Below are 24,116 nucleotides of genomic sequence, written 5' to 3'. Positions count from 1 at the left end.
ATCCTAAATTCTGGATTCTGAATTCTGGATTCTGGATTCTCAAAGATACAGATCTTTTTCGCCCTTATCCGTCCTATCGATCATGTCGCGGGTTTTTTCGCGGAGCTTCTCCGGCATCTGCGCGAGTTCCTCCTCGATCATCCGGCGGGCCAGCGTGCGGGTCTCGTCGTCGGCGAACTGATTGGCATACTCCTCGAAAGTCGTGAGCGCGTTGGGCGTGCAAATCTTGCCGATGTTGCCGGACTTCGCCAGATCCATGAAGCGGTCGCCCGTGCGTCCGCTGCGATAACAGGCGGTGCAGAAGCTGGGCATGTAGCCGAGTGATACCACGTCGCGCACAACCTCGTCCATCGTGCGATGATCGCCGAGCTGGAACTGTTCGGCGTGGGCGTCGGCGTCGTGCAGGTAGCCGCCCGGATCGGTGCGCGATCCCGCCGAGATCTGCGAGATGCCGAAGTCGAACAACTCGCGGCGCATGTCGGCGCTCTCGCGCGTGGAGAGGATCATGCCCGTGTAGGGCACCATGAGCCGCAGCACGGCGACCACGTGTTTAAAGTCGTCGTCGCTGACGGTGTGCGGGGAATTGGTGCTGTCGAGCGGCGCGTGCAGCGCGGGTTCGAGGCGCGGAATCGAGATGGTGTGCGGTCCGACACCCTCGAAGTTCTGCTCGAGATGCTGTATGTGCTGCAGCATCGCGAGCACTTCGAAGCGGAAATCGTACAGACCGAACAACACGCCGATGCCCACGTCGTCGATACCCGCTTCCATCGCGCGATCCATCGCGGTCACACGCCAGTCGTAGTCGCGTTTCATCCCCGAGGGATGCACGTGCGCGTAGGTCTCGTGGTGGTAGGTCTCCTGAAAACACTGGTACGTGCCGATGCCGAAGGACTTCAACGTGCGGAAATCTTCGACACTCATGGGCGCGGCATTGATGTTCACGCGCCGTATCCGGTTGCCGTTCCATTCGCCGTCGTACACGGTGGCGATCGCCTCGCCCACATACGAGAGCGGGGCCTCCTTCGGATGTTCGCCCGCGACGAGCAACAGACGTTTGTGACCCTGGCGCAGAAGGAAGTCGACCTCGCGCCGTATCTCGTCCTGCGTCAGCGTGGCGCGCACGAGTTCGTCGTTCTCGCGGCGGAAGGAACAGTACAGACAGTTGTTGACGCAGCGGTTGGTCAGGTACAGCGGCGCAAAAAACACGAGCCGGTTGCCGTAGATGCGCTGCTTGATGGTGCGTGCCGCGAGATGCGTCGCGTCGCGCAGTTCGGGAGTATTTGTGTGCAGCAGCGCCGCGGCGTCTTCCATGCTGAGCCGCGCGCCCGCCAGGGCCGCGTCCACCGCCTCGCGCTGACGCCGTTCATCGTGCACCGCGGGGCTGTCGATCAGCGCGGCTATGGTTGTTTCGTCAATAAAGGTCATGATTATCCGAAAGGTACTGTGGGAAGACCGTCACTCTCCACAACGAAGGAGCCGCGAGGTTTGTTCCATGCGGGGACGGGAGGGCGGAGCCGGGCGGGATTATTCCTCGTCCTCGACATCCGCCTTTTTGAAGGTGCGCGGCATCATGATAAAAAACGCCGTGCCGGGCCGGTCGGGCGTCTGCAGCCGCGAGGGCGACTCGACGTGCACCGTGCCGTTGAATTGATGAATGATCTGTTTCACGATGGAAAGTCCGAGGCCTGTGCCCTCGGATTTTTTCTTCGAGATGCCGGTGCGGTAGAAGTCCTGGAATATTTTATCGATCTCACCCTCGGGGATGCCGATGCCGCTGTCGGCGACCTCGATGCTCGCCAGGCCGTCGATTTCCTTCAGGTGTACCTCCACCGTGCTGTCGTTCTCGCTGTACTTGTGCGCGTTCGAGATGATATTTGCGATGGCAAGTTTGAGCAGTTTCGGTTCGGCCTCGACATGCACGTCGTTCTCGGCGTTGGTCCAGGTCGAGAAACGGATCTTTTTTGCCATGAACAGGATGCGCATCTCCTCGTATATCTCGGAGATGAGGGCCGACAGATTCACATCCTGCACCTCGACATCCGAGGCGAGTTTCACCTGCGACAACTGCAGGATGTCGTTGATCAGCGTGATGGCCCCCTGCAGGCGTACGCGTGATCGTTCGATGGGCCGCTCCATTTCGTCGGACAGTTCGCCGAAGGATTTGTCGAGCAGCATGTTGAGGTAGGTGATCGCCGCCGCGATGGGCGTCTTGAGATCGTGCACCACCGACATCACGTACCGCGACTTGGTCTTCTCGGCCTCCTCGAGCTGTTTGTAGGCGCGCGTGAGCGAGCGTTCACGCAGATACAGTTCCTTCGAGATCGAGTTCGCGAGATAGTTGATAACAAAAAACGTGAAGGCGAAGGCGGCGAACTGCACCGCAATGTATGTGCCGTTGGTGTATTGCGCCGCGGGGAACAGCCCGTGTATCGGATGATGCGCAATCACGCCGCTGAGTTCAAGCAGGGCGCCGCCGAACATCATGCCCAGCACCGCGGCGATGATCAGCGCCACGATGGCCGACGGCAGGATGAGACTCGCGATGATGATGTGAAAAAGATAGAACAGCAGGAACGGTGATTCGACTCCGCCCGTGTAGTATGTGAGCACGAGCAGAGCCACAAGGTCGGCGCTGATCTGTATCAGGGCGAAGTGCAGGCCGTGGAAGGGCGCGAACTCCGCGGGCAGTGTTTTCAGCGCCTGATGCAGGAGCACGTTGTAGAGAAGGATCGCGAGAGTGACAAGCGCCACCGGGATCACGGGGATGCCGAGTTCCGGCAGCAGCACGGCGCCCGCCAGAAACAGGGCCAGCATGATGATGGCGCCGTAGCGCAGAATGATGAGGCGGCGGTTCCGGCTCTTGAGCGCGATCCAGAACTGGTCGAACATGATCCAGCGGGGGGTGAGCGCGAAGGTCCTGGCGTTCATGTCTGAGATCCGTGAGGTGTATTCAGGACATTACGGTGGAGTTTTACCCGCAAGCCGTATAAAAAAAGGGCACATGCCGCGCGCGGCGGCATGTGCCCGATGCGGCGCGGATCAGGCAATATACTTGCCCCGCTCCGTATAATGCGTATGCAGCAGTTTGTGCGAGAGATGACCGCAGGGACCGTCGGTCAGGAACTTCTCGTACAGATATTTCACGTGGGTGTTCTCGTGCGACTTGCGCAACGGGAGCGCCGCGTCCTCGGCGTAAATCGCCTCGGCGCGTTTCTTGCGGATCTCGAGCGAGGTCGGGATCGGCTGACCGCCGCCGCCGATACAGCCGCCGGGGCAGCCCATCACCTCGATGAAATGCACGTCGGTGAGTTCGCCGCGCTTCATGGCGTCCATCACCTGCTTCGCATTGGCGGTGCCGTGCGCGATCATGAACTTGAGTTCCACACCCTCGAGGAAGCTCCATTCGGGCTTCACGTTCTCGAGTTTCACCGACGCCTGGCGCACGCCTTCGAAACCGCGGCACGGCATGATGTCGAGATTCTTGAAGGGCACCTCGCGACCGGTGACCAGCTCGTACGCCGTGCGCAGGGCCGCTTCCATCACGCCGCCCGTGGCGCCGAAAATGAGGCCCGCGCCCGATGCTTCACCGAACGGATCGTCGAAGTCCGACGGCGGCAGTTCGGGGAGCTTCAGACCGGCTTCCTTGATCATCTGCGCAAGTTCGCGCGTCGTCAGGCCGTAGTCCACGTCCTTGAAGCCGGAGTCGGCCATCTCGGGACGGTTGCACTCGAACTTCTTCGCCGAACACGGCATGACGGCCACGGTCACGATGTCGGCCGGATCCACGCCCGCTTCCTGCGCGTAGAAGGTCTTGATCACCGCGCCGAACATCTGCTGCGGCGATTTCGCCGACGACAGATGGTCGAGGTACTCGGGATAGAAATGTTCGATGTATTTCACCCAACCGGGGGAGCAGGAGGTGAACTGCGGCAGCTTCACCTTCGGATCCTTGTCGACCAGCGCCGCCTTGAGACGCAGCAGCAGTTCGGTGCCTTCCTCCATGATCGTGAGATCGGCGGTGAAGTTGGTGTCGAACACCTTGTCGTAGCCCATCATGCGCAGCGCGGTGTTGAGTTCGCGCGTGAGCGAACGTCCGGCGGGCAGGCCGAATTCCTCGCCGATCGCGGCGCGCGGCGACGGGGCGGTTTGGATCACGACGTGTTTTTTCGGATCGTCGATGGCGGCCCAGATCTCGTCGGACGGATCGTTGGCCTTGAGCGCCGCGGTCGGGCAGCGGTTGATGCACTGGCCGCAGTTGATGCAGACGACGTCGAGCAGCGGCTTGTCCATAAACGTCGAGATCGACGTCTGGTCGCCGCGGCCCGTCGCCTCGAGCACACCCACTTCCTGCAGGTCGATGCAGGTGCGGACGCAGCGGCGGCACAGCACGCACTTGTCCATGTCGCGCACGACGGAGTACGACGACTTGTCGATCTCGTGCTTGCGTTCGGTCACGTGCCCGAAACGGTATTCGTCGACGCCGTATTCCTTCGACAGGGTCTGGAGTTCGCAGTTGCCGTTGCGGTGGCACGAGTAACACTCGCCGTAGTGCTCGCTGAGGAGCAGGTCGAGGATGTGCCGGCGCGACTTGCGGACCTTCTCCGACGAGGTCACGATTTTCACGGGATTGGTGATGGGATAGGTGCAGGCGGCCTGAAGCGTGCGCATGCCCTCGACCTCGACGACGCAGATGCGGCACACGCCCGCGAGGCACAGGTCGGAATGGTAACAGAGGGTCGGGATGTGTATGCCCTTGCTCTTGCACGCGTCGAGGATCGTCATGCCGAGCGGCACGTGAAACGGCGTGCCGTTGATCTCGACATGCACCTCGGAACCGATATCGCCGGCCGCGACCGGTTTGACGACATGCGGCTGATGGCTGACGGGAGCGCGGTTTGATTCAGTTGTATTCATGGCTGTGTCCGATTAGCGGTGCGAGAAAATTTCGTGCTGGAAATGGGTCATGATCGAGATGAAGGGATTCGGACTCGACTGTCCGAGACCGCACTTCGATGCGATCTGCATCGACTTGCCGAGTTCGACCAGCTCGTTGAGGTAGCTGATCGAGCAGGTTCCCTTCTCGATTTTCTCCACACCTTCCAGCAGCTTCGCGTTGCCGATGCGGCACGGCGTGCACTGACCGCAAGATTCCTCGGTGAAGAATTCCATGAAGTTCTTGAGCACATGCAGCATGTCGCGGCTCTCGTTGAACACGATCACCGATCCGCCCGTCGCAACGTCCTCGTACGCGACCGTGCGGTGGAACTCGTGTTTCGGGATGCACATGCCGGACGCGCCGCCCACCTGCACCGCCTTGGTGTCGCGTGCCTCGACGAGCGCGAGAAGCTCCGCGATGGTCATGCCGAACGGAATCTCGTACACGCCTGGCTTGTCACAATCGCCCGATACCGACACGAGTTTCGAGCCGGTGGACTTGTCGGTCCCGATGCCCTTGTACCATTCGGCGCCCTTCGACAGGATCACCGCGACACTCGCGAAGGTCTCGACGTTGTTTACCGTTGTCGGTTTGCCGAGATAACCGGTGTTGACCGGGAACGGCGGACGGTTGCGCGCCTCGCCGCGATGTCCCTCGAGCGATTCGATGAGCGCGGTCTCTTCACCGCACACGTACGCGCCCGATCCGAGACGGATCTGAATGTCGAAGTTCAGCTCGCTGCCGAGAATCTTCTCGCCGAGGCGGCCGTCGGCGCGCATCGCCGCGAGCACACCTTCGAGTTTCGGAAGCAGATAGCGGTACTCGCCGCGCAGATACAGGAAACCCTTGCTCGCGCCGATCGTGTAGCCGGCGATCGCCATGCCCTCGAACACGAGTTCCGCATATTCGTCGAGGAGGACGCGGTCCTTGAAGGTTCCGGGCTCGCCTTCGTCGGCGTTGCAGACCACGTACTTCTGGTCTGCCTGCGCCGCTGCCGCGATCATCCACTTGGTGCCCGTCGGGAAGCCTGCGCCGCCGCGGCCCTTGAGGCCCGACTCGCGCACTTCCATGATGATGTCCTGCCGCGTGCGTTTCAGCGCCTCGGCGAGACTCTTGCCGTGATTGGCCGCGTCAAACAACACTATGCCTTTTCGTTCCATGATGGCGGCCTCCTACATGCGGCTTTTAAGAATGGTGACGACCGACTGCGGCGTGAGCCGCGTGTGCACTTCGTCGTTCACGAGCATCGCCGGACCCTGGTCGCACATGCCCATGCAATTGATGAATTCGAGCGAGAATTTGCGGTCCTTCGTCGTCTCGCCGAACGACACGCCCACTTCGCGCTCGATCGCGCGCACGACGGAATCCTTGCCCGCCATGTCGCAGGAAATGGTGCGGCACAGGCGCACGATCGTGCGGCCCTTCGGCGCGGTGCTCAGGAACGAGTAGAAGCTGATGACGCTGTACACTTCCACAGGATGAATGTCGAGCAAGCGCGCGATTTCCTGCTGCGCAAATTCGGATATATGACCGTACTTTATCTGGATCTGCTGAAGAATCGGGAGCAGCGCCTCGCGTCCGGTGCCGTGTGCTTCGACCAGCCGTTCGATCTGTTCGGTGAGTGCGTTTTTCTCAGTGACTAGCATGGTTGCTCCGCTTGGCTTGTGCGAGGTGGAACTTGACCCTGTCGAGCAGCGTGGAAGGGGGCACGGGCTTCTCGAGAAACTCCTCGATCGGCACCATTTCGCTGGCGCCGAAATTAAAACCGATGGCCTTCGACACCGATGTGAGCATGATGATCGGCGCGTCGACGCCCATCTTGCGGAACTTGTTCGCAAGGTAGAAGCCGTCATCCGGCTCCTGCATCATCACGTCGAGGATGATCAGGTCGGGATGTTCGCGCGACACGAGCGCGATGGCCTCGTCGACCGCTCCCGCCGTGACGACGCTGAAGCCGTTGGCCTCGAGAAGGATCGAATTCGCTTCGACGATATCCGGATCATCGTCGATGATTGCGATTTTGTGCATGGGAACTCCACTTGGTGTATGAGAGGTGCGTTGCCGAGGACGAAGGGGGGTGCCGCGAGGGTGGAAAATGTGGGCTGACGGGTGACGCGTGTGCAGCGGGTAGAAAAAGTTCAATCGCTAAAATACTCACTAGTCCGAACCCGTCAAAACGAAAAATTGGGTAATTCGTGTAAAAAGGCGGGATTGTGTCCGAATACACATGTCTTGTACCGCCCGCGTCCGTGAAGAAATTCACCAATCGGGATAAATTCAGACTTGTTTTGGACGGATGTATTTCGGACTTTTGAATCCACGGTATCCGTTATCCGTCGATTCACACACACGCACCTAGGTCTATGTCCGTTGTTTCAACGATACCCGAACGCTGCAAACGCTGCTACTGCTGCGTACGGGAGTGTCCTGCAAAGGCGATACAGATCAACCGGGGACAGGCGGTTGTCATCGCGGATCGCTGCATCGGCTGCGGGAACTGCGTGAAGGTCTGTTCGCAGAACGCCAAGGCCGTGCGCAACGGCATCGAGGATGTGCTCGACTCCCTCCGCCGCGTGTCCACACACGAGCGAATCGCCCTGCTCGCACCCTCGTTCCCGGCGGCCTTCCCGATGGTGCGCCCGCTGCAGGTTGTGGGGGCACTGCGGGAACTGGGCTTCACGAAGGTGCTCGAGGTCGGTTTCGGCGCCGATCTCGTCAGCATGGAATACCGCCACCGTCTCGAACATGCGCAGGGTGTGACAATCACCACCCCCTGCCCCGCCGTGGTCGAGCTGGTCGAAAAATTTCATCCCGAACTCCTCCCGACACTTGCGCCCATCGTGTCGCCCATGATCGCGGCCGGCAAGGTTGCCCGCGAACGGTACGGCCGAGACGCGTACGTGGTGTTTCTCGGACCCTGCATCGCAAAAAAACTCGAGATCCTCGATCCCGCGGTCGCCGATGTTGTGGACGAGGCGCTCACCTTCGACGAGATCATCAAACTGTTCGATGTCGCCGAGGTCGATCCGTCGGTCTCGATGGAGCGCGAGTTCGACCAGCCGCGCGGGAATCTCGGACAGATCTATCCCGTGGCGGGCGGACTGCTCAAAAGCGCCGGCATGAGTTCCGACGCGATGGACGAGCAGGTGATCGTGGTGGAGGGACGCGACCGCTGCCTGAACATCATCGACGAAATCGCCGCCGGCAGGGTCGGAGCAAAACTCGTCGACATCCTTTTCTGCGAGGGCTGCATCAACGGGCCGGGTATGCATTCGCCGCTCAGCCACTTCGAGAAGCGCGAGCGCATCATTCAATACGTGCGCGAGCGCACCAGCGATCTGAACGTCGCGATCTGGAAAAACTCGATCGCGACGTACGCGCGCACCGATCTCGACCGCGGCTTCACGGCGAAGCCCGTGCACGACCGCGAGGTCGGCGCCGCCGAGATCGAGGCGATCCTTTCCGCGTCGGGAAAACAGCGCGTGGAAGATCGCCTCAACTGCGGCGCCTGCGGCTACACGACCTGCCGCGATCTGGCCACCGCCGTCGCGTGCGGCATCGCTGAACCCGAGATGTGCCTGCCCTACACCATCGACACGCTCGAGCGCGCGCATCGCGAGCTCGCGCAGGCGCAGGAGCAACTCATCCATTCCGAAAAACTCGCCTCGGTCGGACAGCTCGCTGCGGGCGTCGCGCACGAGATCAACAATCCGCTCGGCACCATCCTGCTGTACGCGCATCTGCTGCTGCGGCAGCTCAAGGACTCCGATCCCGCCGCCAAGGATGTCGCGTTTGTGATCGAGGAAGCCAACCGCTGCAAGACCATCGTGTCGAGCCTGCTCAACTTCGCGCGGCAGGGTAAACTCTCGGTGGTCGACACAAGCGCCGACGATCTGCTCTCCTCCATTGTCGCCATGCTCGAGCGGCGCGAGGATGCCGCGAAGGTGCGTTTTGTCGTCACCGTCACGGACGCGCTGCCGCGCCTGTACATCGACGCCGACCAGATGAAACAGGTGCTCCTCAACATCGCGCTGAACGGCTGCGAAGCGATGCCCTCGGGCGGCGTGCTGACCCTCGCCGCCGCACAGGGCGCGCAGCCGGGCGAAATCGTCTTCACGATCAGCGACACCGGCATCGGCATACCGAAGGAAAACATGCCGCGGCTCTTCACGCCGTTTTTCACCACGAAACAGATCGGCAAGGGGACGGGCCTGGGCCTCCCCATCGCCTACGGCATTGTGAAGATGCATCACGGACACATCGGCGTGCGCAGCACGCCCGATGCGGGCACCACGTTCACGGTCACAATACCGGTGGACGTGCGTGGCATGCATTCGGGTCCGAGCACGCCCGCTGAACTCGCCTCGGCGCTCTCCGCCTCGTCCGTCACCCGCGCGGAATCCGCCTCATGACACACATCGCGGGAGTGCCCGCATGACCGCGCCCGGCGCACGGCCGCAGCTTCTTGTCGTGGACGACGAGTTCGGCATGCGCGAGGGTATCTCGCGGATCTTCGCCATGGAAGGATTCGATGTCGCCGTGGCCGAGAACGGCACAGAGGGCATCGAGCGCGGCTTGGCGCGCGACTTCGACATCGTGCTGCTCGACCTGAAGATGCCCGACATCGACGGACTCGCGGTGCTCCGCACTCTGCGTGAACAGCGGCCCGACACCGAATATCTCATGATGACGGCCTTCGCCGGCATCGACTCCGCCGTCGAGGCAACACGCACGGGCGCGTACACGTACATCCCCAAACCCTTCACGCCCGACCAGATCGTCTTCGAGGTGCGCCGCGCTCTCGAGAAGCGCCGCCTGACGCTCGAGGCGCGCGAACTGCGCGCGGAGCAGGAGCGCCGCCTCCTCGAGATACATCTGGAGCAGAGCCGCCTGCGCACCATCATCAATGCGATCAGCGACGCGGTGTTTGTGACGAATCTGCAGGACGAGATCGTGCTCGCGAACCCGCGCGCCCGCGCGCTGTTCGAACTTTCCTCGCGCGTGAAGGCGGGCGCTCGCATCGCCGACATCTTCCCCGAGCCGGTGGTGGAGTTGATCCGTGACGCGGCGTCAAAGGCGCCCGAGGGCGTCGAACTCGTGTCGCGCGAATGGGAGATGAAACCGGGGCTCGAGCTGGTGCTCTCGATGAAAACCGTGCCGCTGCGCGACGCGGGCCAGTCCATAATCGGGTATGTGACCACGGTGCAGGACGTCACCGAGCCGAAACGTCTCGAGATGCAGAAGTCGCAGTTCGTCTCGATGGTGGCGCACGAACTCAAGGCCCCGCTCGCCGCCATCAGCGGCTACCTCGACACAATGAAGGACAAGCTGCTCGGGCCGGACCTCGGGACCTACGACACGATGGTGCACCGCTCGTCGGAACGCCTGAAGGCGCTGGTGGAATTGATCAACGATCTGCTCAACATCAGCCGCATGGAACTGGGCACGGCGCGGCGCGAAATCGCCGCTGTCAGCATCCCCGACCTGACGGCGCAGGTCGAGGAACTCCTGCGCCAGCAGATGCAGGCGCGCGGGCTCCGCTTCGAAACCCGTTTCGACGACGGCCTCCCGCCCATCGAGGTCGACCGCGAGGAATTCGCCCGCGTGCTCACCAACCTGCTCAGCAACGCGATCAAGTACAACCGCGAGGGCGGCGACATCGTGATCGGCGCGACGGCGTCAGACGGCTCGGTGCTTCTCACCGTGCGCGACACGGGCATCGGCATGCGGCCCGCCGAGGTCGAGAATCTATTCCGCCAATTCTACCGCGCCAAGAACGAACTCACGCGTGCGATTCCCGGCACGGGCCTCGGCCTCTCGATCGTGAAACAGATCGTTGAATCCTATCACGGCAACGTCACGGTGCACAGCGTCTTTGGCGAGGGAACCGAATTCCGCCTGCGCATTCCGGTCCATGTTGTGGAGCGCGCGGACTGACACTCCTGCGGTCCCGGCCGCGTTCTCACGACTTCCATCCTCCTTTACCCGCCTACGCGTCATCCCGGGGAAAAGTCTGCACAGCACGGTGCTGCGGGAATTGACTTTCTCCGAAGAATACCGTAGTATCAGACAACGAGATCCGTTATATAATATATACGGCTCCGAATCTCCGTTTCCCGTCTCCCATCCATGATGCAGGAGTTGTCATGCAGCATCTTCGCGCATTCCGGATCGCCGTTGTATTCTGTGTGTCATTCGTCGCGCCGGTCGCACTGCTTGCGCAGGCAGTGCTGATTCCGACCGACGCCCGCCAGGCGGATCTTCTCAAGGCCTACAAGTTTGCGCTCGCGCAGGCGAGCGCCGATTATCACTTCGCCCCGTCGACGCTCGACACGGCGCTGTTTCCGCGCTGGGGCGAACGGTCCGTGTACTGGATCACCTCCGGTCCCGAGCGCGGGAGTTTTGTGTACCCCGACGTGGTGACGTCGCAGTACGCAGGGCTGACCTCGCAGCCCGCGCCCGCCTATGCATGGAAGAACGAGACGCATTACGCGGTGACGTTCAAGGCGAACGCCCGGAGCATCGCGGTATGGAAAAGCGGGCTGCGGCGCAACAACAGCAGCATCTCGTGGGAGGCCGTGTATTTCCGGAATCTTATCGAGTCGTTTCTCGTCAGCGGCATCTCGTGCGACATCAACGAGAAGGAAATCGATTCGGCCGGCCTGGGCTGGCCGACACAGCTCCTCATCATTCCCGCGTTTGCCTCCGACGGACTCGACTGGCGCGCACACATGGACAGCGTCTGCGTCCGCTACCCGCGGCTCAGTTCCGCCCTGCACGCCTTTCTCGCGCGCGGCGGCACCATTTACACCGAGGGAAATGCCGTGTACATGATCGAGAAACTCGGCCTGCTGCCGCCCGGTTCCATCGATTACTCGCGCAGTGTGCAGCCCGATCCCGCGAGCGGGCGTGTTGCGATAGATATCGTCGACGCCTCCCATCCCGTGGGCACGAGTTTCACCGCGGGGAACACCGACATGTACGCCGGCGACATCCCGCTCGTCGACGCGCCCGGCGCGCGCGTGCTCGCGCGGCTCGCGGGCACGGGCACACCCGTGGTGTTTGCGCTCACCGGCAGCACGGCGCGCGGCGGACGCGTGGTGTGCAACACCGCGCTGCCCACCGTCGGCGCATCCAACGCCCTGCAGCAGGGCGCGACCGGCTCCGCGCTTCGCGAAATGCAGTGGGCGCTCAACTCCATCATGTACGCGTTCGCGACATCGGTGGACGTGACACGCTCGGTGTACAACGACGTGCCCGACTCGTTGAGTTGCGGGCACAACGCCGCGTCCTTCGACAGGGCCGACACGCTCGAAATACGCGTGACACTGCGCAATCTCGGCGCGAATCCCGTCTCGGGCATCACCGTGCGCGAATCGATTCGCGACTACTTCCGGTTTGTGGACGTGGTCACTCCGGGAATCGTGTCGCAGTACAGCAAACCCGCGGTCACCTTCAGCGGCATATCACTGCCCGCACACGGGGAGAAGGTGATCGTCTATCGCATCACCACCCCCGACCCCGCGGATGCGATACACGGCAGCGTGGACAAATACATCTCGTGGGCGAACTACATTTACGCCTCGCTCGCGCAGGTGTCCTACTCCGACGACGAGGGCGCGGTGTCGTACGTGAAGTACCGCAACTACGTCGACATGCTGTTCTCCGCACGCCTCGCGGCCGACACCGACTGCAACTGGAAGAACTTCCTGGGACTGTACTACCAGCCCTTCAAGGTCTTCATGATCATGGAGAACAAGGAGCGCACCGCGGCCATGGGCACGCGCTACGTGCAGTACATTCCGAAGGACGTGCCCTTCTACTGGACCGACGGCACACTCGACATCCCGATACTTAAAACACCGGGCGGAAAGTTTGTGGACGTGCTGCGCGGCAGCAACAGCGAATCCGCTCCGGAGTTCGACATGGATTCCGACGGCCATCCCGACGCCTGGCTCGACACCGCCTCGATTTTCCCGAAGAACTACACCATTGAGGAAACCGCGGTTTATTGGCTCAATCCCTGGGAACATTTACGCAGCGGGAACACGGCGTTGTACGAGGACATCGATCACGACGGACTGCGCGCGCAGGACACCGATGGCGACGGTGTGGTGGACGTGGAGGAGCCGGGCGACAAGATCCGCGTCTGGAAGGTGACCTGGCCCGTGGGCACCGTCGCAGGGTATCAGTTCCACGATCCGTACTGCGCGTACGAATTGTGGATCGATCCACCCGACCTGGTGCCGATGGCCGCGGGCATCGCGAAGGCGCGCGGATCGCTCGATGAGGATGTTCCGGGCATGTTTTATCCGTATTCCAGGCCAGGGCAGTCACCAAATCTGCAGGACACGTCGTGGACACATTGGATGGAGCGCGACGCGGCGGGTCTCATCCCCTGGAAACAACTCGTGTATCAATCGATACACAACTACGAGGGTTTCACCTTCATCGACACGGCGAAGAGCCGCTACACGCTGCGGCCCACCGACCGCTGCGCGGGCACGGTTCCGCAGCCGCACCGCGAGTTCATCGCCGTACTCTCGCTCGGCGGCGAGGAGATCGACATGAACACGTACACGCCGAGCCGTTCGCTGTACTCGAATCTCGAGTACACGACCATCTTCGGCGAAACACGGCACACGCCGATACGCACCACGTACACGTATTACGCGCCGCTGCCGAATCCCCTGCAGTTCGAATACATCACGAACAATTTCACCATCACCGATTCGACCAACACGCGCGTGCTCCCGACCCTGCCCGCGTACGGCAAGGCGCAGCTCACCTTCGACATCGACGCCTCGACGGAATACACGTACTACTGGATCCGCAACGCGGGGCACGATGTGGATTTCAACGATCCCTCGCTCGCCATCGAGGGCAACGAGGCACTGGGTGACGGCGTGTTCGGCTACTTCCTCTACGACATCCCGAAAGGCGTGGGCGGCTACAAAATCACCTTGCCGCGCCGGCCCGACGGCGGCTACGACATCGACCGCATCGTGTCCATCGACGGCGGGAAATATCAGCCGTGGATCGTGAACGCGCGCACGCAGGATTCCGTGTCCATACTCGAGGACGCCTTCGCCTACCACGTCTTTATTCCCCAGTTGCTGATTCCACCCGCTCTCGACGACGACAACAACGACGGCGTCGACGACTGGATCGACGACCGCGGCGACCGTTTCCAATCGCGGACCGGCTTCCTGCACGACGCGTTCATGACGGGCAACGGCGAAGCGTATCCGAACGAACCCGCCGTGCCGTTCAAGGACGACATCTACGGCTGGGTCACATCCGGCTGGTCCTCCGGCGCCGACGGCACATACGGCGACGACTTCTTCGAGAATCTGGGCAAGCGGCACATCAGGATCAGCGCGCAGTACGAGGGGCTGGGACGCGAGGGTCCCGTCGACATCAGCAAGGGCGGCTGGCTCGTGGTGGAGGAAATTTTCGGCGGCTCGCCGTGGGTGCTCTTCTCGCACGCGCTCTCGGCCTACGCCGAGGGTGTCAACATCACGATGACATCGAGTGTCACGCCGTCGGTCGCACGTTTCGGCGTCGACACCGTCTATGTCAAACACTTGATCGAGGACAAGGCCGAACCGCATCTGTTCGACGTCAACTTCGATCCTTTCATCGTAGCGCGCGGGTATGGGAAGACCTCCATCACCACGTACGCGGGCGGGAAGGATCCATGCGGGCTCATCACACCGGCGGCAAATCTATCGACGATCATCGATCCGATCCGGAACAAACAGACGCTCACCTTGCTGCCGCAGGCCGATCCGAAAAATCCCGACATGGCGGGATATCCCAAAACCCTGAGCGGCACCTTCATCGAGGCGCGCATCGAGATCTCGAACGGGACGGACTACAACTGGATCGGAACCACCGTCACACCGATGATACCGCCCGAGCTCGGGGCGACCTCGGTCGAGATGGTGTACGTCTCGTATCCGCGTCCACTCGTGCCCGCCATGGTGGATCCTGTCACGGGCGCGGTACTGCGCGGCGGCGACGATCCGACCGTGTTCCGCACCGGATGGCGCTTCAATCAGCCGGAAGGAGAAGTGCTGGTGAAAATGGGCAATGAACTCAATCTCCTTCAGCCCACACGGCGCGCATACTTTGTGTTCCTGTTCAAACTGGACGAGGGTCTGAAGCGGGGCGTGTACTCGATCCCCTTCTCGCTGAACGGCGCGGTGCGGAAGTACGACGGATCCTTCATCGAACAGGCCTCGTACGCCGTTGCGCCGCTGATGTTCAGCATCGGCAGGCGCGATGTGCGCGGCAACGTCAGCGAGTATCAGAAGCTGGTGATCGGGCAGGGACGTCTCGAGGACATCCGCACGAACACCGTTCCGGGCGCGCTGGAGGGCCTCGAGAACGCGCGGTACGCGCCGCGCGACGCGCAGTACCTCGAGTTCGACACACTCGCAACACGGCTCCCTGCGAGCTTCGACGCGGCGCAGGGTATCGAGACCGTGTCGCTGTCGGGCCTCGGCCCGTTCCCGACGCTCGGCCTGACACGTCTCACCGTGCTCGAGCAGGCGCGGGTCACAAGCACGTCCACCGCCGACCTGCTTCCCGTCACCAAGGGCGAGATGCTGCGGCACACACCCGAACCCGCGGTGCTCGCCTCGCTCACGCAGCGGCCGCTGTCCGTCAGCATTGTCGGACCGAAACTGACCGTGTACAAGACCATCACCGACGTGCATGGCCGCGCGCTGCGCGACGGCGTTGTGCCGCAGTTCCGGCCGGAGGAAACACGCGAGGTGCAGGTGCTATTCGAAGTGACCAATCAGGGATCCGCCATCGCCGAAAACGTGAATCTTGTCGCCGGGCACGGTCCGTTGTTCCGTCCCCAGTCGTCGGCGCTTCCCGCACAGTGCAGCAGCAACAACGACGAGTTGACCGCGCGGCTCGCGCCGCTGCTTCCAGGCGAGACGCGGCAGCTTCGTGTGTTGTATGAGCTGCGTCCCGAAACCTGCGGCGGCGTGTACGACAGCAGCGCCGTGATTCGATCGATGCAGGTATTGTACAACGGCGCGTATCCCGTCGCGGGCAAGATGCAGAAGCGCGTATTCACCGTGCCCGATCCCACGCAGCTCGACCTGCCCGCCTACGACGTGACCATCGATGAGGTGACGTCCACACCGCGCAGCGGCTGTCAGGGCCATCTCGTACGCGTGGACGTGTCGTACAGCAACGGCGTCGCGATGATGGATCGTTGCGCGCTGTCGATCGACGCCGTGGTGAACGGACTCGACACGACACGCGTCGGAACAGTGATGGTGGACCGTATCGACGCGCGGTCGCGCGGATCGGTCTCGATGATGTATCTCATTCCCGACAGCGCCCTGTCCGTCGAGTTTTTTGCGGCGGCCGACGATGCCGCCTCATTCGGCGAGATCTGCGAGTCCAACAACACACACTCCATGCGGCTGCCCCTGCGCGGTCCCGACTGGATGCTCGCGCTCGAGCACTACCCCAATCCCGCCCGGGGCGCCATTCGTTTCTCCTACACGCTGCCCGGAATGCTGCGCGAGCTGTCGTTGACCGTGTTCACGCTCGACGCGAAGCAGATGCTGACCGTCCCGTCCCTGCCGTCGTCGATGGGCGCGCATCAGGTATTGCTGCCCGATGCGCTGCTGCCGCCCGGCACCTATGTGTGCCGCTTCGATGCCATCGATGAACGTGGATTGGCTCAATCGAAGACGACCCGACTGGTAAAAATCCGTTAGAGACCCTTCAGGCATCAGGAAACACTCCCCTTCCCCGACGAAAGGAGGACATCCGGAAGCACCGCTGAATTCGTGTGGATGATCTGCATCGAAAATGTCCCTTCGATCATCTAACTTTGGAACACCAGAGTACAACACGGAGGAAGCATGTCGTTCGACGTACGGAATTTTGAGCAGGATGTACTTGCGCGCAGCAGCCACGTGCCGGTACTTGTGGACTTCTGGGCCGAGTGGTGCGGGCCCTGCCGTATGCTCGGACCTGTGCTCGAAAAACTCGAGTCCGAAAGCGGAGGCGCCTGGCAGCTCGCCAAGCTCGACACCGAGGCATTGCCCGACGTGGCCTCACGCTACGGCATTCGCAGCATACCCAACGTAAAACTGTTCATCGACGGTGCTCCGGTTGCGGAATTCACCGGCGCCCTTCCCGAGCAGTCCGTCAGACAATTCCTCGCACAGCACCTCCCCGCGGCGGGATCGAACGAGGTGGACGAGGCCGAGGCCCTGCTGTTGGAAGGCCGCAGCAGCGAGGCGGCGGTCCTTCTCGAACACATACTCGAGAGCGACGCCGCCAACGACAGGGCGCGTGTGCTGTATGCGCAGATGTTTCTTGACGACGATCCAACGAAGGCCGCGTCGCTTGTCGCGCCTGTCGAAGCGGGAAGCAAGTACGACGACATCGCGGACGCGATACGCACCTTCGCGCGTTACCGTTTGTTCGACACAGCGTCACTCCCGGAGCATCCCGTACGCGACCTGTATATCTCCGCCATCACCGCGCTGAACGACGCGGATTTCGACTCCGCCCTCGAACACTTCATCGATGTGATCCGCCGCAACCGCTACTACGACGACGACGGCGCCCGCAAAGCCTGCATCGCCATCTTCAAAATCCTCGGCGAAGAACACGAGATCACACTCCGGCATCGTCGGGACTTCAACGGATCGCTGTACTGAGAGCGGGACAGCGAGAGAGCGGGACAGCAGACAGCGGGACAGCGGGACAGCGAGAGTTCATCTGACGTGTGATCAGCGGCATCACCAGCCGCCTGAAGCAGACGACACCCTCAATCCGTTTGTGGAAGCGGAGTAACTCTCGCCGCGATACCTGCAAGCATACCACGGAACACCAATGCGTGCAGCGGATACACGGCGTACCAGTAGAGCAGTCCCGAAAGTCCTGCGGGATCAAAGACGGCCGTCTGATGAATCACACTCGCGGCACCGTCAGGTTCAACACGGAACTCGAGCCACGCGCGGCCGGGCAATCGGAACTCGGCCGCAAGGCGCAGCAGACGGCCCTCCTCGTACGCCTCCACGCGCCACCAGTCGAGTGTGTCCCCCACCGACAGCGTATCCGGCCGCGGCCGCCCGCGCCGCATGCCGATGCCTCCGACGAGCAGATCCATAAAGCCGCGCAATCGCCACAGGATGTTTGCATAGTACCAGCCCGTTGTCCCGCCGATGCGCCGTATCGGCGCGAAGGCCTCGGCCGCGGTGGCTTGCACATGTTTGCTGCGCGCATCGACCAACCGCCGCCCCACCCGCGCGCCGCCGATGCCGCGCATGGCACCCGAGGACGAGACCGCGTCGCTCCAGCGCGTCCGCGCGAACTCCTCGTCCTCGTTGCGCAGGGCTTCGCTAATGGCCTCGCGCACGGGGCGCGGCCGTACGGAAAAGGCGCCAAGCGCCTTCTCGTCGGTCACAACAGTCGGGTGGCGAAGACTCTCGGCGAGCTTGCGGCCGATGCGGGCGTACAGCGGAGTGACAAGACCGAGCCAAAGGCTCGAGAGCCGCGGCGTGAGCACGGGCACGGGGATCATTACGCGGCGCAGACCGCGCTGACGCGCGTACTCGCGCATGAGGTCGCCGTACGAGGTGCGGTCGGGACTCCCGATCTCGTATACCGTGTGCCCACGTGCCGGCACGTCGGGCGCTTCGACGAGGTACGCGAGCAGATCCGTGATGGCGATCGGCTGCGCCGTCACCGACACCCAGCGCGGCGTGATCATAACGGGGAGCCGCTCGACCAGCGCGCGAATCATTTCGAAGGAAAGACTACCCGACCCGATCACGATCGAGGCCCGCAGTTCCACCACCTCCACGCCCGTGGACGCGAGCACACGGCCCACCTCCTGCCTGCTGCGCAGATGTGCCGAGAGAGCAGCATCCGCGCCACCGAGTCCGCCCAGATACACGATGCGCCGCACACCCGCGTTCCGTGCGGCGCGGGCTGCATTGGCCGCGGCGAGCCGGTCCAGCGACTCGAAGTCGCGATCGTCGCCCATCGAATGGACCATGTAATACACCGTGTCCACACCGGTGAACGCGGCGGCGAGCGACGCGGGATCGAGGACATCGCCCTTCACCAGCTCCGCGCCATCCGGCACACGTCCGCCGAGGTATTCCGGTGTGCGCGCCATGCAGCGCAGTGTTTCGCCGCGTGCGGCGAGTGCCGCGGCCAGCCGGCCTCCGACATAGCCCGAGACACCGGTGACGAGAAGTGTGCGTTTTGTCTCCATACACGACACACAACACCGCCGCGCCTCAAATAAATCCTCGCCTGTGTTCCCATCGACATTTCACCGTGCTACGTTCAACATCAGCCCGGAGCGAAGCGGAGGGCCGGCCTTCGATATCAGGTTTCCCCGCCGAATATCTGCCTGTCGAGGGTGCGGTACTGCACCGCCTCGGATACGTGTTCCGATCGAATGGTATCGCTCGCGCCGAGATCGGCGATGGTGCGGCTCACTTTGAGAATGCGGTCGTAGGCGCGCGCGCTGAGGCCAAGCCGTTCGATGGCCTGCTTCAGGATGGCCTGCCCCGTCTCGTCGATGACGCAGTGTTTTTTAATATCGCGGCTCTGCATCGCGGCATTGCTGTGCAAACCGCGTCGCCCATTGAAACGCGAGGTCTGCCGCGCGCGTGCCGCGATCACACGCGCGCGAAGCTGCTCCGAACGCTCGCCCACACGGTCGGCCATCAGTTCCTGATACCGCACTTGCGGACATTCGACGTGTATGTCGATACGGTCGAGCAGCGGACCCGATATCTTCGCCATGTAGCGCTGTATGTTTATGGGTCCGCACTGGCACTGCTGCATCAGATTGCCGTGATTGCCACACGGACACGGATTCATCGCCGCGACCAGCATAAAATTCGCGGGATATTCGATCGACATCTTCGAGCGGGCGATGGTCACCGCACCGTCCTCCAGCGGCTGCCGCAGCACCTCGAGCACGTTGCGCGCGAACTCGGGCAATTCGTCCAGGAACAGCACGCCGTTGTGTGAAAGACTGATCTCGCCCGGCCGCGCGAAGCCGATGCCTCCGCCCACCAGCGCGGCGTCGCTGATGGTATGATGCGGCGCGCGGTACGGACGTGTGGCCACGATGGCGGCACCCACGGGCAACAGGCCGGCGACGGAGTGTATCTTGGTGGTCTCGAGCGCCTCGTCGAAAGTCAGCGGCGGAAGTATGGTAGGGATGCGGCGGGCGAGCATGGTCTTGCCCGATCCCGGAGGCCCGATCAGCAGAATGTTGTGCCCGCCCGCCGCCGCAACTTCGAGGGCGCGTTTCACGCCCTCCTGTCCTTTCACATCCGCAAAATCCACATGTACGCCCTGCTGTGTCTCACGTAGCACCGCGTCGATGTCCACACGAAACGGCGGCAGATGCGGATGCGACCCGCAGAGAAAATCCACCACCTCGCGCAGGGTGGTGCAGGGATACACGTCCACACCCTGCACCATCGCGGCCTCGCGCGCGTTGTCGCGTGGCAGCACAATGCGTGTGCATCCCGCGCGCCGCGCCTCGAGCGCTATCGACAGGGCTCCGTGCACGGGACGCAGCGCGCCGTCCAACGCCAGCTCGCCCAGAAACAGGGTGCGTGAAAAATCGGCGTCGCCGAAAGTACCCGTACACTGGAGGATGCCTATTGCCATCGGAAGATCGAAGGCCGAGCCCTCCTTGCGCACATCAGCGGGCGCCAGGTTTACCACGATCCGTTTCAGCGGAAACACACATTGCGAATTTTTTATCGCGGCCGACACGCGCTCGCGGCTCTCCTTCACCGCGTTGTCGGGCAAACCCACGATCACAAAACCCGGCAGTTGGTTTTCGATGTGTGATTCCACCGTGACCAGGTGCGCGCTGATTCCGTATGTCGACGCACTGATGATTTTTGAGAACATGCCCGCATCCTCCCTCGTTCATTCCACCGCGCGCTCCCCGCGCTCTCCGTTATACGCGGCAACGTCGGGGAATGTTCCCGGAGGAGCTAGGAGCTAGGATCTGGGATCTAGGAGTAGGAGTTGGGACAGAGTGGCGGTGTTTCGTTTCGAACGCCTCCAGTGGCACGCTCGGCGCACTGAGCAACAGCTTTGCACTTTGCTACCTTGCTACTTTCCACGTGGCCACGTGAAACGTGTAAAAAGATCACACGCGCCCTACCGCAGCAGATACTCCTCTTCGTTCATCAGGCGCATCGAAACAAGCAGGCCGCGCAGCATATCGCGGTATTCCTGGATTTCGGGCGCGAGGCGCACCGTCGTTTTGTATTCGCGGAAGGCATCGCCGAAGAGTCCGCGGCGTTCGAAGTAAATGGCGCGGATGAGATGGCGGGTCACGTCGTCGGCCTTCATGGAGGTGAGTTCGCGGTCGAGCGACTCCAGTTCGCGCTGCACAAAATTGATCGTGTCCTGCGGCAGCACGGTGAAGGTCTGCCACTGCGCGCTCTGCGGATCGTTCACACGCGCCAATTGCCAATGATATGTCGCGCCCGGTTTCAACAGGCCGGGCTCCACATCGAGCGCGAATTGGACGTTCTGCACCTGCTTGCGGCTGATCGCCGCGAGCTGATCGTCGAGGATCAGCAGCTCGTAGTTGCCGGTCGAATCGCTGTCGATCCATTCAAAGCGCGGTTCGGGCGACAGCACGGCGTGCATCGGAAACACCGCGGCAAAAACCTCCATGCCGCCGCGCACGGCGCCGAAGTCGTTTCCGCCCTGTTTCTGCCTCGTCTTTGTCATCTGTGCCGCGGCGTATTGAAGAATCTTGCCCGCGGAGCCCTCGCCACGCGACGACTTCGCGCGGATAAATTCGGCAAGAGGTTTGGTGGTGTTTTCGTCGATGCTGACGAGCCGGTCCTCGTTCATCATCAGCTTCACATAACTGGCGAACGAGGTGCGGATCACATCGCGCTTCCCGAACACCTGTCCCACCTCCACCTTTTTCCAGGTCTTGCCCTTGGCCGACACTTCGGCCTTGCCCTTCACACTCATCACCATGAATGAATCCTGCGCCCGCGCCGAAACGGCGACGGTCAGCAGCAGTGCCACGACGTATGCGAGAGTTTTCATTGGTCCTCCTGTGCGACTGGTGCTTCTGCCTGCGTCTCTCCCGCGGCACTCCGCGTGAGCTGCGCAACGATGCCCCGCGGCAGGACGGGGTCGCAGGCGAGCGTTTCGCCTGCGTACACGGGCTGCAGCGGCAGGTCGAACTGCCGCTGTATCAGCGCCTTGAACACGAAGAGTTCGCGCGTGCGATGGAGCTTGCATTCCGCGACAACGCAGAACGGCGAAAGCGGCACAAACACTTCGGGATCTTCGACCGATGTAAAATAGAGTCCGGGCGCGAGTCCGTCAACCGCCGGTATTTCGGATTCATCGGTCTTTTTCTTCGGGGAAGGAAAGGGGTGCGGCACGACACGTCCGTCTGCATCGGATTCTGCCGTGTACAGGCGCACGCTGTGCGTGTCCGCCAGGGTCTCGCCGTAGAGGCGCAGCACATGGGGCAGCAGAACCTCCCACTCCTCGAAAAAGAAGAACTCGTTGAAATTTTCGAGCTGCGCGGTGAGGAAGAGGTCGCGCACGGCGCTCTCGCGCAGGAATTGCTCCTTGCGTCCGTCGAGGAATTTCAGGAAGTACTGCCTCTCGAGCGCATGTGGTGCGTCGCCGTCGATACATGCGGCGATTTCGGGCAGGGCGGCCGCCCATACGCGCGCATCGGGATGCCTCCATCCGGCCGGGAGGGCCTCCCCTCTCCGCGCGCGCGCGGCGCAACGCAGCGCAAAGGCGAAATGCAGCAGGTACTCTGCCGCGTGCAGCAGGCGCGCGTGCGCGGGAAAGGCCTCGACGTCGTCGAACGACGCCATGAGCAGCGCGGGCGCGGGCGACGTGGCCCCGCGGAAACGTCGCTTCACGCGCAGCTTCAGCAGCATGAAACGCGCCTTGTTGGTGAGCGCGCCCGCGGGGATGAACAACAGCACGGCCGCCGCGAGGGTGTCGTACGAGATTTTTGTCTGGAAGAAGAAGAACGCGATGATCGGCAGGAAAAACGCAATGACGGTTTCGATGATCAGTGTCACGGATATGAGGGCCGCCAGGCCGCCACGTGTGGTGGTTTTTGTACGTAGCACGCGGTACAGCGCGATGCTCACGTAGGCGAACACAAACGCCAGGGCCCAGTCGGCGGTCACTGGCAATGGTGTAATGAAACGCCCGGCGAGCAGCATGTTGATGATGTTGGCATGGACCAGGATGCCCGCCATGTCGGGACCCTCGTATCCGATCTTCCGGCCCATGGGTGTGCGATGTGTATCGTTCAGATACACAAATCCGCCCTCGTTCACGTAACCGACCAGCACGATGGCCCCGCGCAGCATTCTGCGGTACACGTCGCTGTCGATCACATCGTCGATGGGAATGGTCTGGAATTGGTCGTAGGTGCCCGCGTACGCAATGATGTGCTGCCTCTCGCCGAGCGCCAGCAACGGGGCCACCAGAGCCGAATCGTACGCGGATAACACCGCGATCGGAAAGGCCTGCTGCAGCCGTCCGCCCACGGTGCGCACGGGCCAGAAACGACGCACCACTTCGTCATCGTCCTTCTGCAGATTCGCAAAACCGTAGCGTGATACGGCGGCCGAAACGTCGGGATCGAGCTCGAGCGCGGGCTGCAGCGTCTCCGGATCGTAGCCGTTCACCAGCACGGTGCCCGGATTGTCGAGAAACGCCTGCTTGATCAGGTCGATCTCGCCGCGGCGCTCCTCGGGGAAGCGTTCGAAATGATACGTGTCGAATATCACGTCAATGCCCACCGCGCGCGCCTCGTAAACCTGCAGCTTGTACAGCAGCTTCGCGATTTTTCCGTCGGGCACCGGAGCCACCGCGCCGACGTTCACCACCACGATGCGCGGATCCGCCCACTCCATGTCGCGGATCGCAAAGATGGCGTCGAGACTCACATCCTCGATGTTCAGAAAATCGATGCGCCCGAATATCGGATTCAGAAACGAGGTGTCGTCGGTCTCGGGAAGCCAGTCCGACAACGAACTGAACAGGCGTGCGAGTATGAGCACGATCGCGGACGCGACGGCAAACTCGACGTGGAAAAAGGACCGGAGGAAGTGTTTTTTCATCCGCTGCGAAAGAC

General features: G+C 62.2%; 12 protein-coding genes and 1 pseudogene. 4 read left to right on the top strand and 9 right to left on the bottom strand.

Features of this window, described 5'->3' with window-relative positions:
• Positions 1–39 precede the first annotated feature (39 nt).
• From hydG to HY962_09605, 5 genes and pseudogenes are all read right to left on the bottom strand, one after another.
• Positions 40–1,425, bottom strand: a complete 1,386-nt coding sequence (gene hydG / locus HY962_09625; protein ID MBI5647176.1) for a [FeFe] hydrogenase H-cluster radical SAM maturase HydG — start codon at positions 1,423–1,425, stop codon at positions 40–42.
• Positions 1,426–1,524: 99 nt separating this feature from the next.
• Positions 1,525–2,928 (bottom strand): HAMP domain-containing histidine kinase, encoded by a 1,404-nt coding sequence (locus HY962_09620; protein MBI5647175.1) that lies wholly within the window; start codon positions 2,926–2,928, stop codon positions 1,525–1,527.
• A gap of 111 nt (positions 2,929–3,039) precedes the next feature.
• On the bottom strand, positions 3,040–4,914 hold the full coding sequence (locus HY962_09615) for an iron hydrogenase small subunit (GenBank protein MBI5647174.1): 1,875 nt from the start codon (positions 4,912–4,914) through the stop codon (positions 3,040–3,042).
• Positions 4,915–4,926: 12 nt separating this feature from the next.
• Positions 4,927–6,582: pseudogene (locus HY962_09610) on the bottom strand (NAD(P)H-dependent oxidoreductase subunit E).
• The gene (locus HY962_09605; protein ID MBI5647173.1) at positions 6,569–6,964 is read right to left on the bottom strand and encodes a response regulator; all 396 of its coding nucleotides are present in this window, start codon (positions 6,962–6,964) and stop codon (positions 6,569–6,571) included. The pseudogene HY962_09610 and the gene HY962_09605 overlap by 14 nt, the downstream one beginning before the upstream one ends.
• A 335-nt stretch (positions 6,965–7,299) precedes the next feature.
• Between HY962_09605 and HY962_09600 the strand changes: the two genes are divergently transcribed.
• The 4 genes from HY962_09600 (at position 7,300) to trxA (ending at position 17,640) form a co-directional block, all read left to right on the top strand.
• Positions 7,300–9,348, top strand: coding sequence for a 4Fe-4S binding protein (locus tag HY962_09600; protein MBI5647172.1), 2,049 nt, complete (start codon positions 7,300–7,302; stop codon positions 9,346–9,348).
• 22 nt (positions 9,349–9,370) lie between these two features.
• The gene (locus HY962_09595; protein ID MBI5647171.1) at positions 9,371–10,873 is read left to right on the top strand and encodes a response regulator; all 1,503 of its coding nucleotides are present in this window, start codon (positions 9,371–9,373) and stop codon (positions 10,871–10,873) included.
• A gap of 209 nt (positions 10,874–11,082) precedes the next feature.
• Complete coding sequence (locus HY962_09590) at positions 11,083–16,686, top strand: hypothetical protein (GenBank protein ID MBI5647170.1); 5,604 nt, start codon at positions 11,083–11,085, stop codon at positions 16,684–16,686.
• A 147-nt stretch (positions 16,687–16,833) separates the two neighbouring features.
• Entirely contained in the window at positions 16,834–17,640 is an 807-nt protein-coding gene (gene trxA / locus HY962_09585; protein ID MBI5647169.1) for a thioredoxin, read from the top strand.
• Between the two features lie 110 nt (positions 17,641–17,750).
• Here the strand turns inward: trxA and HY962_09580 are convergent, their stop codons facing one another.
• The 4 genes from HY962_09580 to HY962_09565 form a co-directional block, all read right to left on the bottom strand.
• Complete coding sequence (locus HY962_09580) at positions 17,751–19,205, bottom strand: SDR family oxidoreductase (protein ID MBI5647168.1); 1,455 nt, start codon at positions 19,203–19,205, stop codon at positions 17,751–17,753.
• A gap of 116 nt (positions 19,206–19,321) precedes the next feature.
• Positions 19,322–20,875 carry a YifB family Mg chelatase-like AAA ATPase gene (locus tag HY962_09575; protein ID MBI5647167.1) on the bottom strand — a complete coding sequence of 518 codons (1,554 nt, stop codon included), beginning with the start codon at positions 20,873–20,875 and terminating at the stop codon, positions 19,322–19,324.
• A gap of 255 nt (positions 20,876–21,130) precedes the next feature.
• Positions 21,131–22,042, bottom strand: a complete 912-nt coding sequence (locus HY962_09570) for a hypothetical protein (protein ID MBI5647166.1) — start codon at positions 22,040–22,042, stop codon at positions 21,131–21,133.
• Complete coding sequence (locus HY962_09565) at positions 22,039–24,102, bottom strand: CHASE2 domain-containing protein (protein MBI5647165.1); 2,064 nt, start codon at positions 24,100–24,102, stop codon at positions 22,039–22,041. Before HY962_09565 ends, HY962_09570 begins: the two co-directional genes overlap by 4 nt.
• Between the last annotated feature and the right edge of the window lie 14 nt (positions 24,103–24,116).

The sequence above is a fragment of the Ignavibacteriota bacterium genome (genome assembly GCA_016218045.1).
Taxonomy (GTDB): domain Bacteria; phylum Bacteroidota; class Ignavibacteria; order SZUA-365; family SZUA-365; genus JACRFB01.
The sequence above is the reverse complement of the archived record's forward strand: the minus strand, read 5'-3'. Positions and strand labels throughout refer to the sequence as shown.